Source organism: Mesorhizobium sp. B2-7-3 (assembly GCF_006440715.1).
Lineage (GTDB): Bacteria > Pseudomonadota > Alphaproteobacteria > Rhizobiales > Rhizobiaceae > Mesorhizobium > Mesorhizobium australicum.
This window is the reverse complement of record NZ_VFTY01000011.1, coordinates 131,233-145,115: the sequence shown is the minus strand read 5'-3', so window position 1 is coordinate 145,115 and position 13,883 is coordinate 131,233. Positions and strand designations below refer to the sequence as shown.

Genomic DNA, 13,883 nt, shown 5'->3' with positions numbered 1-13,883 from the left:
CTGCACATTTTTCCTGGAATTTCCCGAGGAGTTCACTGACCATGAAGTCGATCGTCATCCACGCCGCGAAGGACCTGCGCATCGAGGACCGTCCGGTCGAGGCGCCGGGCCAAGGGCAGGTGCTGTTGCGTCTCGCCGCCGGCGGCATATGCGGCAGCGACCTGCACTACTACAATCATGGCGGCTTCGGAACCGTGCGCCTGAAAGAGCCGATGATTCTCGGCCATGAGGTCTCCGGCGTCATCGAAAAGCTCGGGCCCGGCGTCGACGGGCTGCGGCCTGGCCAGCTGGTCGCGGTCTCGCCGTCGCGGCCCTGCTACGGCTGCCGCTACTGCCGCGAAGGGATGCACAACCAGTGCCTCAACATGCGCTTCTACGGCAGCGCCATGCCATTTCCGCACATCCAGGGTGCGTTCCGCGAAATGCTTGTGGCGGACGCGCTGCAATGCGTGCCGGCCGACGGATTGAGCGCTGGCGAGGCGGCGATGGCCGAACCGCTGGCGGTTTGTCTCCACGCCACACGCCGGGCCGGCGAAATACTCGGCAAGCGCGTGCTGGTGACCGGCTGCGGACCCATCGGCCTCTTGTCGATCCTCAGCGCGCGACGCGCCGGCGCGGCCGAAATCGTTGCCGTCGACATCACCGACTTCACCCTGGCGATGGCAATGCGCGCCGGCGCCGACAAGATCATCAACACAAAGACCGATCCGGAAGGGCTGGCGCCCTATCTCGCCGATAAGGGGACGTTCGACATTCTCTATGAATGCTCGGGTGCCGCGGCGGCACTGGCGCAGGGCATCGCGGCGCTGCGCCCTCGCGGTACGATCGTCCAGCTCGGCCTCGGTGGTGCCGAGATGGCGCTGCCGATGTCGGCAGTCACCGCCAAGGAACTGAGGATCAACGGCTCGTTCCGCTTCCACCCCGAATTCGCCGTCGGGGTCGAGCTGATGCGCAAGGGACTGATCGACGTCAAGCCGCTGATCACCCACACCGTGGCCTGCGACGAGGCCTTGTCCGGCTTCGAACTTGCCAATGACCGCAGCCGGGCGATGAAGGTTCAGATCGCCTTCTCATAAGCATCGCGGCGCGTTGCATTCCGCAGTGATATCGATAACGTACGGCGATGCAGCCTCCGTCCAAACGCCCAACCATGGCCGACGTCGCGCATCGCGCCAACGTCTCTACGATGACGGTGTCGCGCGCCTTCAAGAGCGACGCGTCGGTGAGCACCGACACGCGCGACCGCATCCTGCAGGCGGCGGAAGAGCTCGGCTATGTCTTCGACAGTATCGCCGCCAACCTATCGTCGCGCCGCTCCGGTTTCGTCGCGGTGACGATCCCTTCGATCAACAACGCCAACTTCGCCGACACGGTGCGCGGCATGACCGAGGGCCTGCGTGACAGCGGGCTGGAGATCCTGCTTGGCTTCACCGACTACAATGTCGAGGAGGAGGAGCGCCTGGTCGGCCAACTGCTCAGGCGGCGGCCGGAAGCAATCATCGTCACCGGCAGCCGGCACACGCCGCGCTGCCGCAAGATGCTGGAGAATGCCGGCGTGCCGGTGGTGGAGACCTGGGACCTGCCGGATGATCCGATCGGTCACGTCGTCGGCTTCTCCAACGCCGCGGCCGGACGGCTGATGGTCGATCATTTCATTCAGCGCGGCTACTCGAGGCTCGGCTTCATTGGCGGCGACACGTCGCGCGACACGCGCGGCCTCGACCGCCGGCGCGGCTTCGTCGCGGCGCTGCAGGACCGCGGCCTCGACGCCTCGCGCGTTATCGCCTCCGGCGTGCCGCCGATCTCGATGCGCGAGGGTGCCACCGCCATGGTCGAGATGATCTCGCGCTGGCCGGACACGCAAGCCGTGATGTGCGTGTCGGATCTTTCGGCCTTCGGCGCGCTGATGGAATGCGTGAGGCGCGGCATCCGCGTTCCCGACGACGTCGCGATTGCCGGTTTCGGCGCCTACGACCTCGCCGAACAGTCGGTGCCTTCGATCACCACGATCGATGTCGAGGCGCATGAGATCGGCATCCGTGTCGCCGAACTCGTGCTCGACCTGCTCAACGGGCGCCGGGCGCCTGACGACCGGGTGGTCGTCGGCATGACGCCGAAGGTGATCGCGCGTCATACGGGCTGAGACTGGGCAAAACAGAACGGCCGGCGGGTTGCCCGCCGGCCGTTGACCGTCCTGCCCGTTGGCAGAGGTACTCGTCGGCGCCTATTTGCCCCAGATCTTCTTGTACTGGTCGCGGTAGCCGTTGCCCGGATCGAACCGGTTATCCGGCCCGCCGTCGAATTCGACATTGTCCGACGTCACAACATGCAGCGGCGAGATGTAGCCAGACCATTTCTCGCCGGCAATGGCGCGGTTGAGCTCATCAACGAGCTGCCAACCTTGCAGGTTCAGGGGTTCGGCAACCGTCACCTTCTGGAACTGGCCGGAGCGGATGCGCTGGTAAGCCGATTCGGAACCGTCGCCCGCCGCCACGTTGATCGGCGCGTCGGTGCCGGACTTTCCGGCCGCCGCCAGTGACGGTCCCATGAAGTCGAAATAGAGGTCGTTGATCGCCAATGAGTGAGTCCACTGGTCGCCGTATTTCTGCAGCAGCGAGGTGGTGAGCTGCGGCATGCGTTGCGAGGTCTCGGCGATTGGCGTGTCGACATATTCGAGCACTTTGCCGCCGAGATCCTCGATTTCCTTCTTCATGCGGTCGGCCTTGGCGATGGCGATCTGGTAGGTCGAGTCGGTGAAGATTATGACGCCGGGCTTGCCCTTGGCGTCGACAAAAGCCCAGTCGGCGGCAGCCTTCGACACTTCCATCGGATCGGTCGAGACGTTGGCGATGATGCCGAGATCGTCGATCGGACCGACCGTCGGCGCCGCATGCCATGCCGCCATCGGAATCTTGGCCGCCTTGGCCTGCTCCAGCGCCGGCTTCTGCTCGACGGCATCGAACCCGTTGATAATAATGCCGTCGGGATTGAGCGCCAGCGCTTGGCCGAAGGCCGCGGTGCGGCCGCCGATGGAGCCGGCGCCGTCAAGTGTCTTGACCGTCCAGCCGAGGGCTGCCGCTGCTTCCTCGACGCCCTTGGTGACGCCAAGGATGCCGCCGTTCTTCATGTCGGCGCCAAGCACCACGATCGTCTTGCCTGCCGCGCCCTTCGGTCCGGTCGTCGGGCCATCCCATTTGTCGACCTTGCTGGCATATTTGTCGACCACTGCCTTGGCGTCGGCCATCGGGTCAGCCAGGGCGTTCGAGGCAATGCCAAGCGCTAGGCAGGCGACGCCGAGCTGAAGGACTGTTCTGCGATGCATGTTGCTTCTCCCATTAAGCATTGTCATTTGTCTTTGTTGGTTGGCTGGTGGCTGGGTGGAGCCGGCACGACCGCGCCGCGACGGCGCTGCGCGTAGCCGGCAATGCCGATTGCGACGAGCAGGGTGACGCCGTTGAACAGCGGCTCGACCCAGAACGAGCCGCCGAACTGCTGGATGCCGGAAATGCCGGCGGCGAGGATGACGACGCCGATGATCGTGCCCCAGACATTGACGCGGCCGGGTTTGATGGTGGTCGATCCCAGGAAGGCGCCGACCAGCGCCGGCAATAGATATTCAAGGCCGACGCTGGCCTGGCCGATGCGGAGCTTGGAGGCGAGCAGCACGCCGCCAAGCGCCGTCAGCGCGCCGGAAGCGACGAAGGCGCCCATGACGAATTTCTGCACCGGTATGCCGTTGAGCGCTGCAGCCTTGGGATTGGCACCGATGGCGTAGAGGTAGCGGCCGATCGGCATGTATTCGAGCACAAGCCACATCACCAGCGCCAGGACGATCACGTAGTAGCCAGTGATCGGCAGGCCGAACAGCATCGTCCCGTTGAGGGCGAGAAAGCCTTCGGGAAGCACGCCGACGACCTGCCGGCCGCCCGTGTACCACATGGCGAGTGCATACAGCACGGTGCCGGTGCCGAGCGTGGCGATGAAGGAATCGATGCGTGCCACCTCGACCAGCAGGCCGTTAATGAAGCCGGTGACGACGCCGAGCAGCAGGACAATCAGCACCGCGATCGGCCAGGGGATGCCGAAGGCGGTCTGCAGGCTGATGGCCAGGATATGCCAGAGCACGATGCCGTAGCCGACCGTCAGGTCGATGCGGCCCGAGGCCATGGGGATCATCGCCGCCAGCGACAGCAAGGCGATGATTGCCTTGTCGGAGACGATGGAACGCAAATTCAGCAGCGTCGGGAAGGTGCGCGGCAGGAGCAGCGAGAACAGCAGGATGAGCAGCAGCGTCAGGATCGGCAGGCCGTAGACCGGCAGGTAGCGCGCCGCCTTCTGGCCAAAGCTGAGCCCGGAGAGTTCCGAGCGGGTCGGCTCCAGCGCCGTCGATTTGATCGAGTTCATGGATACTCCTCAGGCGGCTTCGGACACGGAGGCGGCATGGATGAGCGCCGCAGTCGTCAAGGCATCGCCGGCCAGTTCGCGCACGATGCGGTTGTGCGAGAAGACGAGCGCGCGATGGCAGATATGCGCTACTTCCTCGAAATCGGTGGAAACGACGACGACCGCCAGCCCGGCTTCGACAGCTGCAGCGATCAGCCGATAGATTTCGGCCTTGGCGCCGACATCGACACCCGCCGTCGGATCCTCGGCGATCAGCAGCTTGCGACCCGTCGCCAGCCAGCGGCCGACGACCACCTTCTGCTGATTGCCGCCGGAAAGCGCCTCGATCGGCAGGTGCGGGTCGTTCGGCCGCAGCCCGAGCCGAGTACCGAGCTCCTGCGTCAGTTCGCTTTCCCGCGCCGGCATCATGAAGGAGAAAAGCCCGCGGCCGACGGCGGACGGGTTGAGATACATGTTTTCGCGCACGGACAGCGACAGCGCTACCGACTCCTCGGTGCGGTCGCGCGCAATCAAGCCGACACCGGCGGCAAGGGCCGCACCGACCGAGGACAGGTCGAGGCGTTTGCCGTCGAGTAATACAGTGCCGTCGAAAGGCTCGGCGCCGAATAGCGCGCGCCCGACGATTTCCTGTCCGGCGCCGCGCAGGCCGACTAGTCCCAGAAGTTCGCCAGACCGCGCCTCGAACTGGACCGGTCCGACATTGCCGCAGCGCAAATCCTCGACCTTCAGCCGCTCGGGTCCGTCCTGCCAGCGCGACTTGGCGAACATCTGGTGCGCCGGGCGGCCAACGATGAGATCGACCAGTTCCTGCGGCGTCGTCTCGGCGACCGGCTTGACCGCCACCATGCGGCCGTCTCGCATCACGGCGACCCGATCGGCGATGCGGAACACTTCATCCAGGCGGTGCGAGACATAGATCATGCCGACGCCGCGCTTGCGTAACGGTCGCAGTGCCTGGAACAGGCGTTCGACCTCATCCGCGGGCAAGCTTGCCGTCGGCTCGTCGAGTACCAGCACGTCGGCTTCGGTAGCGAGCGCGCGGGCGATGGCAACCAGGGATTTCTCGGTGCGCGAAAGATCCTGGACGCGCGTCGCCGGATCGAAGGCGCAGCCGACCAGGGCTAGGGCGCTCTCGGCACGACGCTCGGTGTCGCGCCAGTCGATCAGACCCGAGCGGCGCGAGAAGCCCTGCGCCATGCCGACATTCTCGGCCACCGTCATCCATTCGATTAGGCCGAGATCCTGATGGATGAAGGCGACCTTCTGCGGCTGGTTTGGGCGTGGCGGGCGGTGGTGGTAGTCCTCGCCGCGAAAACGGATTGTTCCCTGGTCGCGCTTGTAGATGCCGGCCAGCGTCTTGATGAGAGTCGATTTGCCGGCGCCGTTCTCGCCGAGCAGCGCAACGATCTCACCCTCGTGGATGTCGAGCGAGACCGACTTCAACGCCAGGGTGCCCCCGAAGCGCTTGGAGATGTCGATGAATTCTATGAGCTTGGGCCGCATCCATGGCCCTCCCAAGCCAAACAAACGGATCTGAACTGCGACTGATGTTATCGCTAACATTTTTGCAGGTCAAGTCTTGAAAATGGCTCGCCGCGAAGGCTATCGATGACCACGGTTCATGGAGGATGAGGCATGTTCGGAGACATAGAGGGCACTGGCTTCGAGGTTCTCGACGAGCGGTTCGAGAGCTGCTTCGTCGGCCATGTGGCGGTCGAGCGGCTGTGGACGGGTGGACGATGGCTGGAGGGTCCGGCATGGTTCGCGGCCGGGCGGTATCTGGTTTTCTCGGACATCCCGAACGACCGCATCATGCGATACGACGATACCAACGGCGTGGTCTCAGTGTTTCGTGCGCCCTCCAGCAACGCCAACGGCAACACAGTCGACACGGAAGGGCGGCTGGTCACCTGCGAGCATCGCGCGCGACGCGTCACCCGCACCGAGCATGACGGATCGATCACGGTGATCGCCGACCGTTTCGAAGGCAAGCGGCTGAACTCGCCAAACGACGTGGTGGTGCGCTCGGACGGCACTGTGTGGTTTTCCGATCCGCCCTATGGCATCGCGACCGACTATGAGGGCGACCGCTCCGAGCAGGAGATCGAGGGCTGCCACGTCTACCGCGCCGACCCCCTAACGGGCGAGGTGGCGCGGGTCGTCTCGACGATGGCCAAGCCAAACGGTCTCGCCTTCTCGCCGGACGAGGCCATCCTCTATGTCGGCGACACCGGCATCACGCACCAGAAGGACGGGCCGCGGCACATCCGCAAGTTCGCCGTCGAAGGTGCGACGCTCGGGGAACTCGGCGTTTTCGCAACTTGCACGGCCGGCCTGTTCGACGGGTTCCGCGTGGACACAGCGGGCCGCATCTGGGCGGGCGCTGGCGACGGCATCCACTGCCTCGATCCCGACGGCACGCTGATCGGCAAGATCCGCATCCCAGAGACGGTGGCGAACCTGACCTTCGGCGGCGCCAAGCGCAACCGCCTGTTCATCACCGCGCGCCAGTCACTCTACGCAGTCTTTGTGGTCGCCAATGCGGCAGCACGAGCATGAGGACGAAGAGGATCCTGGCTCAAGGTTCAAATGCGCTTCCCTTCTGACGTTGGCCGATAGTCCCAGTCGCTCAATGGCGGAGGCTATGTTCCTCATTTGTGCTCGAGAATCGCACAAATATGTGACATGGTGTGATGTCCGGAATTATTTGGCATTTCGTGGGGTTTACCAGTCCGGAATTATGGCTTGCGTGTGTGTGGCCTATGTGATTGAAAACAAGAGCATTTTCAGGCCGAGGTAGGAGTTTCTGATCCTAAGATCAGGTTTACCAATGGCCTCAATGACATTTAATTCTGGACTGGCATCAAGGGGTTGGATTTGCATCGAACCTGGCCGCCGTTGTTGGTAAACCCGCTTACGGTTGGCAGCGGATTGGTCAACCCAAGACCCCAGGATTGGTAAACCAACGCCGCACCCCTATCGGCCAGGCCCAGCTCTCCCCACCGGTCACTCTTCCATACCCTCGCGAAACGAACTGCGGCCAATGGCTGACATACGGCCTCCTGAGGCTGCGTGGAGATCCAAGGTTTGGCTGTCACGACAGAGATAACTCCAGTTGCTACCCGGTGGTTTCCGTTCCGCCGCTAGGGACTAGCGCACGATGTCGAAGAAAGAGTTCGTCCCACTCAACCTGCTCGCCAAGTCGGCAGGAATCTCGCGGCAGGCAGTTTGGAAGGCCTGTCAGCGTGGCGACTGGCGAGGGCACGCCCTGGAGGTGCGCGTTGTTCAGGGTAAGGGTGGCAACGCGGGCAAGCATTATCTCGTCAATTTGGCTTCACTCCCACCCGAGTTGCAACTCCGGTTGAAGCCCATTGAAACGACGTTCGAAAAGGTCCGAAGCCGATTGCATGCCGAGGCCGGCACGGCCGAGCCGATAAAGGCAAGAAACGCGTAGTCATCAGTCGGCAGTGGGATGCTTTGGTACCCTTCGACCCTAGCACAAAGGCCAAAATTGCAGAGGACCTAAAACAGGAAATCCGAGGGCTTTTGGCAGCCGGCGCAGCTTGGGGACACGTCAAGCTATTAGCCCGTAACTTCCTGGTAGAGACCACCCCGGTCATGGGGGTTCCGCACCAGCGATTTTGCGAGTTTCGAGCAAGCTTGTTCGATCCCGTGGACGCTCGTTTCGCAAGAGCTGCATTACCGGAAGTCCACCAGTTCCGAACGAACCGCAAAGCCTACGAGGACAGCCGCCCGCGCGGCCGGCGCTCCATCGAAGGCATGCGCCCGATGGAATTGGTCGTCGGAGACGTGCACCCGATCGACATCCACCTGACGCGGGCTGAGGGCTCGATTTGTACAGCGAAGTTGATTGCGTTTCTCGATTGGGCGACCGGGCGCGTCTGGTGTGATCTGATCGCATTTAACAAGCGCGGCGGCGTCAACAATCGTGACGTGATCGAAGTCTTCGCGGCCATGGTGGAGCATCCTGCCTTCGGCCTGCCTGAAGCCCTCTACATCGATAACGGCAAGGAATATGGGTTCGCGACGTATACCTGGACGCCGCCGCGACACTGACGGTGCCCGGATTTCATGGGCCGGCTCGCACGGTGAGGGTTGTCAACGCCTTGCCTTACAACGCCCCGGCAAAGCCAATCGAACGCTGGTTCGGAGACTTCGAGTCTCGCTATCTAAGCTCAGTGCCGGGCTGGATTTCCGGCAACCGTATGAATAAGCGCCAGGAGGCGATCGGCCGGACGGTTGCGCCGTATGGCACCTTCGAAGATTTCGTTCCGGCGTTCTTCGGTCTCCTAAAGGCCTATCACAGCGTGCCCACGGGAAAGCAGAGCGGCCTGAAGGGGCTTTCGCCCAACGCCATTTTTCAACAGCACGTTGCTAAAGGTTGGTCAGCGATAACCATGTGCCGGGATGAGGTCCGCGCGTCTGTAGCGCGCCGTGTTGAGCGCACTGTGATTCAAGGCGCGTTTCAGATCCGTGGGCGTCGGTGGTCCTGCGAAGAGCTGTGGCAGTATACGCACGATAAGGTTCTGGTCTGCGAGCCGGTCTATCATGCGCCGGCCGAGCTGCTTGTGCTGGACATGAAGGGCAACAGGCTCGGGATCGCCACCCCCGATGTTGCACTTCATCCGCTTGATCATCGGGGCGCCCAATGCACGGCAGCACGGGCGAGGGCGCATCGCAGCGCGATCGTGGAGATGGCTCGCTCGGTCCCGAAAATCGACGTTGCAGCTCGGCTGATAGCGCTTGGTCAGGATCAACCTGAAGTAACCCCCAACGAGCCGGCGGGCAAATTATCATTCGACCCGTCTCGGCGGCTGGCGCGGATCGTGATGCCGAAGAAGCCCTTGCTCTCCGAAGAGCGCCGACGCGAACAGGACGAGCGCATAGCCGCTCAGATGGATTTGGTGAAGAGGATCGTCGGATGACGATATTCGTTGAAACCCGGGCTGTGCTCACCGTGCGGGCCGCATTCGATACGGCAGTCAAGATGCGATATCCGGTGCTTGCGGTCGGCAAAGCGGGACTCGGAAAGACTGTAGCGCTCAACTCGATGGCCGCCGAAAGCGGAGCTGCCTATTGTGAGGTTGCGCAGCATACCAAGGCTATCAGGCCGATGTTCCTGATGCTGCACGACGCCTACGGCGTCCAAAAGGACAGCAAGCACACATACGATCTTGCGAAGGATTGCATGAACTTTTTGGGCTCCCGATACGGCCCGACGCGTCCGTTGCTCGTGGACGAATATCAGAACTTCACACCCACTGTTTTGCGGGAGCTGCTGCATCTTCAGGAGCGCTGCGGCTTCCCTTTACTGCTCGCCGGCAACACTCATCGATTAGCGGGCACGAGGCGCGATATCCACGCAATGGATCAGATAGAAAGCCGTATCGGCATGCGTTTCGAGATCGGGCAGCCGACGCGGGAGGACTGCATAAGGATCGGCGTCGAATACAACGTTGAGGGGGCCGACGGCTACGAGGCAATCGCCACCTACGGTGAAAACACCTCCCTTCGCGCGCTTTGCCACCTACTCCAGAACTGCGCTGCCGTTACCAACGGCGTTGGCAGCATTCGTCTTTCCCGGATCGAGACCACGCTCCGTGTCACTTCGTGCGGCAGCGACGCGCTCAAGCTTCTACACGAGCGCCGAAAAGACTTCGCACACGACGTCAGCGGCCCCACTTAATTCCGGACGACGACAGATAATTCCGGACATCACACTGGAATTGAGACTGCCGTGCCCTCAACCAGCTCGCTGAATTGCACTGCTCGCCTCTTTTTTCAAATTTTCAAGTCGGGATCGGCATATAGATTCAATCCGATCGATAAGATCCGAGACGCGCTCTGCGAGCCATTGGAGTGCCTCATTCGTGATCTCGAAATGTCGCGAGTACCGCGCTTTCACATAAGCCTCATTCAGAACGTTGAACCACGCGACGAAGCGCTGTTGGTCACGAGGCCATGCTTCGGCAAGTTCCTGGACCTGATCCTCGGCGAGGCTCCGAAGAAATTTCAAGTTGTGAGAGGCAGGGCTGTAGTTCGTCAGCACTAGCAACAATGCCGCGTACGCTTGCTCGATCGATTGATGAAGGAGAAACGCGCTCTCCTTAAGCCTTCCTCTGGCGGCGAAGAATTCCGCCCCCTCGGCGAACGTCCTAGCTTGCGGGAGTCGTTCCGTGTAGTAGTCCTCTGCCAGTCGGAAGGCCTCCGCGGGTCCCGAAGCGACGGGGTTCGTGAGGGGCTCTTCGTCGAGCTCATACAGGACGATCCCGTCACGACGAATATCTACGAAAAAATATCGCCCCTCTCTTAGTGCCGTGTTCACCTCCCGGCGCGAGTGGACGATGAAGCTGACGGGCGTATTGATCTCACGCATCAAACGGTCGGCTGCAGGCTGCCAATAGGTGGCGAAGTCCGTCAGCTTTCGATTGTTGACCACCACCAGCAGATCGAAATCGGAACGGTAGCCCTTCTTGGTATGCGGCTCGTCGACCCAACCGCCGCGGGCATAGGATCCAAAGAGTATGATCTTCAAAATGCGCCCGCGCTTCTTGAAATCGGCGGTTCCTCCTCTCACAGCGTCATCGAACTCCCCAAGCAGTAGCTCGACTGCCTTTTTGAGCTCACGCTGCTTCGGGGGAGGAAGGTGGTCGATGCTGGATTTCATGAACAATGATCTACCACCCATATGGCATGAATAGTCAAGGCCAAGCCTTCGTTGTCTAAATAGCCTCTTGCGGCCGCGTCAAGCAACGTAAAAGTTGTTACAAAAATATAAACATACTATTCTAGAGGAAACGCGACATCACGAGAGAGTACAGGTCTGCAAGTTCCTGATTCGGGCAACAGCCGGCTCGGTGAGTTGCGGGACCGCTAAGAAATCCTGGTTGAGAGAGCGTCGTACCGTTTGCTGATTACCTTTGTTAATCTCCCTTGCGCCGGATAGATCGGTATCAGGCAAGCCTGCAGTGCGTGGTACAAGTCGGTCTCGCGGACAAACAGCGGATGCGCCGGCTGCAATCCCTCATCCAGCTCCTCGAACCATCCGCCATTTTCGCGGTCTATACAGGCCTCGGCGATGGTGTTCCAGATGCGCCGGTATCATTCTTCATGGAAGGCGCTCGGGCGGTGCTCGACCAGGAAGGAGGCCGCGCCCGCGGCCTCGGCGATCGGCCACCAGTGCTTGAAACGGAATGCCGGCTTGTCGGCCCAGTCTAGCGTGGAGAAGAAGCCGCCCCTGGCTTTATCCCATCGCAATTCCACTGAGCGCCGGAACAGCGTCTCCGCAGCCTCCGACATCCAGTCCTGTTCTTGCCGGCCAGCACCCCCACTGCAGCAGCACCAACAGGCGAACGTTGACGTTATAGGTGGCGATCTTCAGGGCTTCATAGATCCGGCAGGAACTGATCGGCTCGGCCCCATCCCGCGAGGGCCTTCGATGCGGCGCGCTTCTTCAACTCGGGTACATCGCCGACATGGAAACGGGAGGGCGCATCGATTGTCTTCATCTCCGCCCAGGTGACTGGTGCCGCGACCGGGGCGCCTGGCCGCGACCGGGCGCTATAAGGCATGATCGCCGTTGCGCCGCGCTGGTTGCGCAGATAGTCGACGAAGATCCGTCCCTTCCGTTTGGCCTTCGACAACACGGCCGTGAAGTGGGCAGGGTCGCTCTGCGCGACCGCCTGTGCAAGCACTAAGGCGAAGGCTTTCACCTCAGGCCATTCAGCTCGCGGCGTGAGCGGCGCGATTACATGCACGCCCTTGCCGCCCGTCAGCATCGGGAAGGTGGTCAACCCAAGAGATTTCAGTATATCCCGGAACTGGAATGCGGCAGCGCGAACCGCCTCGAAATCCAATCCCTCGTCAGGGTCCAGGTCAAAGACAAGGCGGTCGGCCTTCTCGACGTCTTCGATGCGCGCTCCCCATCCATGGAACTCTATCGTTCCCATCTGGACACAGGTCACAAGCCCCTCGGCGTCGTCGACATAAAGATAGGGCTCCTCGTGACCATCCTTTCCGGTGATCCCGACGTGATGGACCTTGTCGCCGAAGCTCCCCGCGTCGTGCTTTTGAAAAAAACATTTCTTTGCACGGCCCTGCGGGCAGCGGACAAGGCTAATCGGCCTGCTGCCGGCCCAGGGAAGCATGATCGCGGCGACGTCGCGGTAATGATCGGCAAGCTGACCCTTGGTGATGTTGGATTCAGGGTAGATCACGCGGTCGCGATTGCTAATCGCGATTGCCGGCGGCGGCAGTGTCGCTGTGCGGTGTTCCGTCTCGAGCACGACCGCTTCCGGTTTCTTGTCCTCGCGCAGGCCGAGATAGCTTGGATGACGCAGTGTTCCTTCGTTGGTCATCTCGGTGAAGGCGATCTCGGCGACAAGCATGGGACGCAGCCAGTGCGCGCCGCGAACCTCCGCGCGCGGCGCTTCGACCGTGGCGGCCTTCTGCTCGAGTGGCGCCATGGTCTTCATCAGCCGGACCATCTCGGAAGTATCGAAACCGGTCCCGACCTTGCCGGCATAGCGCAGCTTTCCGCCATCATGGACCCCAAGGATCAGCGATCGAAACGCGCGATCCTTGTCTGACGGGGTCCAGCCGACGAGCACGAATTCCTGACGTTTGATGCACTTGATCTTCAGCCAGCTTCCATCGCGGGCGCCAACATAGTCCGAATCCGCCAGCTTCGAGATAACCCCCTCGAGGCCGGCGCCGCAGAAGCGGTTCAGCAATTCTTCCCCCCGGCCCTGGATATGATCGGAGTAGCGAAGGATGGGGCTCTTCGGGAGGATTGTCTCCAGTTTCTCCTTACGCTCCAGCAGCGGCAGCCTCGTCAGGTCTTCCCCGTCGAGTTGGAGCAGGTCGAAGGCATAAAAATCGATGCTCGCGGGAGCAGCCTTCAACGCGTTCTGCAGCGCCTGAAAACTGGATCGTCCCTCGGTGTCGATGACGACGGCCTCTCCGTCGATGAGGGCGGAGCGAACGTTAAGTGTGCGTGCCTCGGAGAGGATCGAGGGAAAGCGGTCCGACCAGTCCAGACCGGAGCGCGTATAGGCGCGCGCCTCGCCGCCGCCCACAGCGACAAGAATACGGTAGCCATCATATTTCATTTCGTGGATCCAGCGGTCGCCGGGAGGAACCGTGTCCACCAGTTTTGCGAGCTGGACCGGCCGGAATGCGGGCGGCGCGAGTTTGGCTGCGCCGTCGGACGCCGGCTCCGCAAGGGGAGATGAAGATCCTTTGACTGAGGGCCGACGCAAAGCTGACTTGCTCACTTGAGTTGACCCTGTTCAGACCGAACTGTGCAATGCATCATTTCCAACACCCAGCTATATCTTCGTTTCTCCGCGCCGTCGTTGAGCATGTCGCGATAGTTGCCGACCGCGTAATCAGGTCTTCGGCCTGCTCTCCTGATACTTGCGCGCGAAATAATCGCCCTCGCAGCCTTCACCGCCGGA

The 13,883-nt window shown here is 61.9% G+C and carries 12 protein-coding genes and 1 pseudogene; 7 read left to right on the top strand and 6 right to left on the bottom strand.

What is annotated here, in order from left to right:
• Nucleotides 1-41 precede the first annotated feature (41 nt).
• Nucleotides 42-1,076, top strand: coding sequence for an L-idonate 5-dehydrogenase (locus FJW04_RS23685; protein WP_140717052.1), 1,035 nt, complete (start codon nucleotides 42-44; stop codon nucleotides 1,074-1,076).
• Between the two features lie 74 nt (nucleotides 1,077-1,150).
• Nucleotides 1,151-2,143 carry a LacI family DNA-binding transcriptional regulator gene (locus FJW04_RS23680; RefSeq protein ID WP_140717050.1) on the top strand — a complete coding sequence of 331 codons (993 nt, stop codon included), beginning with the start codon at nucleotides 1,151-1,153 and terminating at the stop codon, nucleotides 2,141-2,143.
• A gap of 81 nt (nucleotides 2,144-2,224) precedes the next feature.
• Here FJW04_RS23680 and FJW04_RS23675 read toward each other — a convergent pair whose 3' ends face one another.
• From FJW04_RS23675 to FJW04_RS23665, 3 genes are read right to left on the bottom strand one after another with little or no spacing between them, the layout of a single operon-like run.
• Nucleotides 2,225-3,322, bottom strand: a complete 1,098-nt coding sequence (locus tag FJW04_RS23675) for a substrate-binding domain-containing protein (RefSeq protein WP_140717048.1) — start codon at nucleotides 3,320-3,322, stop codon at nucleotides 2,225-2,227.
• Between the two features lie 23 nt (nucleotides 3,323-3,345).
• Nucleotides 3,346-4,404 (bottom strand): ABC transporter permease, encoded by a 1,059-nt coding sequence (locus tag FJW04_RS23670; RefSeq protein WP_140717046.1) that lies wholly within the window; start codon nucleotides 4,402-4,404, stop codon nucleotides 3,346-3,348.
• 9 nt (nucleotides 4,405-4,413) lie between these two features.
• Nucleotides 4,414-5,907, bottom strand: coding sequence for a sugar ABC transporter ATP-binding protein (locus tag FJW04_RS23665; RefSeq protein WP_140717044.1), 1,494 nt, complete (start codon nucleotides 5,905-5,907; stop codon nucleotides 4,414-4,416).
• A gap of 132 nt (nucleotides 5,908-6,039) precedes the next feature.
• Here FJW04_RS23665 and FJW04_RS23660 point away from each other — a divergent pair, with 132 nt between their 5' ends.
• The 5 genes from FJW04_RS23660 to FJW04_RS23640 all read left to right on the top strand — a co-directional run bounded on the left by FJW04_RS23660 (nucleotide 6,040) and on the right by FJW04_RS23640 (nucleotide 10,111).
• Complete coding sequence (locus FJW04_RS23660; protein WP_140717042.1) at nucleotides 6,040-6,963, top strand: SMP-30/gluconolactonase/LRE family protein; 924 nt, start codon at nucleotides 6,040-6,042, stop codon at nucleotides 6,961-6,963.
• Nucleotides 6,964-7,564: 601 nt separating this feature from the next.
• A complete protein-coding gene (locus FJW04_RS23655) occupies nucleotides 7,565-7,858 on the top strand; it encodes a hypothetical protein (protein WP_140717040.1) in 294 nt (97 codons plus the stop codon).
• 206 nt (nucleotides 7,859-8,064) lie between these two features.
• Nucleotides 8,065-8,481, top strand: a complete 417-nt coding sequence (locus FJW04_RS23650; protein WP_140717038.1) for a hypothetical protein — start codon at nucleotides 8,065-8,067, stop codon at nucleotides 8,479-8,481.
• A 32-nt stretch (nucleotides 8,482-8,513) separates the two neighbouring features.
• Nucleotides 8,514-9,350, top strand: a complete 837-nt coding sequence (locus FJW04_RS23645) for a Mu transposase C-terminal domain-containing protein (RefSeq protein WP_140717036.1) — start codon at nucleotides 8,514-8,516, stop codon at nucleotides 9,348-9,350.
• On the top strand, nucleotides 9,347-10,111 hold the full coding sequence (locus FJW04_RS23640; RefSeq protein ID WP_140663769.1) for an AAA family ATPase: 765 nt from the start codon (nucleotides 9,347-9,349) through the stop codon (nucleotides 10,109-10,111). Before FJW04_RS23645 ends, FJW04_RS23640 begins: the two co-directional genes overlap by 4 nt.
• Nucleotides 10,112-10,168: 57 nt before the next feature.
• Here the strand turns inward: FJW04_RS23640 and FJW04_RS23635 are convergent, their stop codons facing one another.
• From FJW04_RS23635 to ligD, 3 genes and pseudogenes are all read right to left on the bottom strand, one after another.
• Nucleotides 10,169-11,092: a nucleotidyltransferase and HEPN domain-containing protein gene (locus tag FJW04_RS23635; RefSeq protein ID WP_140663767.1), complete on the bottom strand. Its 924-nt coding sequence runs from the start codon at nucleotides 11,090-11,092 to the stop codon at nucleotides 10,169-10,171.
• Nucleotides 11,093-11,298: 206 nt separating this feature from the next.
• A pseudogene (locus FJW04_RS23630) lies at nucleotides 11,299-11,745 on the bottom strand (AGE family epimerase/isomerase); the annotation flags it as partial.
• A gap of 65 nt (nucleotides 11,746-11,810) precedes the next feature.
• Entirely contained in the window at nucleotides 11,811-13,700 is a 1,890-nt protein-coding gene (ligD, locus tag FJW04_RS23625; RefSeq protein WP_281405553.1) for a DNA ligase D, read from the bottom strand.
• Nucleotides 13,701-13,883: the final 183 nt, after the last annotated feature.

Bases quoted from the DNA above. Each gene is read 5' to 3' on its own strand.
- FJW04_RS23670 (WP_140717046.1), bottom strand. From the start codon at position 4,404: ATGAACTCGATCAAATCGACGGCGCTGGAGCCGACCCGCTCGGAACTC.
- FJW04_RS23680 (WP_140717050.1), top strand. From the start codon at position 1,151: ATGGCCGACGTCGCGCATCGCGCCAACGTCTCTACGATGACGGTGTCG.
- FJW04_RS23675 (WP_140717048.1), bottom strand. From the start codon at position 3,322: ATGCATCGCAGAACAGTCCTTCAGCTCGGCGTCGCCTGCCTAGCGCTT.
- FJW04_RS23635 (WP_140663767.1), bottom strand. From the start codon at position 11,092: ATGAAATCCAGCATCGACCACCTTCCTCCCCCGAAGCAGCGTGAGCTC.
- FJW04_RS23660 (WP_140717042.1), top strand. From the start codon at position 6,040: ATGTTCGGAGACATAGAGGGCACTGGCTTCGAGGTTCTCGACGAGCGG.
- FJW04_RS23655 (WP_140717040.1), top strand. From the start codon at position 7,565: ATGTCGAAGAAAGAGTTCGTCCCACTCAACCTGCTCGCCAAGTCGGCA.
- FJW04_RS23640 (WP_140663769.1), top strand. From the start codon at position 9,347: ATGACGATATTCGTTGAAACCCGGGCTGTGCTCACCGTGCGGGCCGCA.
- FJW04_RS23665 (WP_140717044.1), bottom strand. From the start codon at position 5,907: ATGCGGCCCAAGCTCATAGAATTCATCGACATCTCCAAGCGCTTCGGG.
- FJW04_RS23685 (WP_140717052.1), top strand. From the start codon at position 42: ATGAAGTCGATCGTCATCCACGCCGCGAAGGACCTGCGCATCGAGGAC.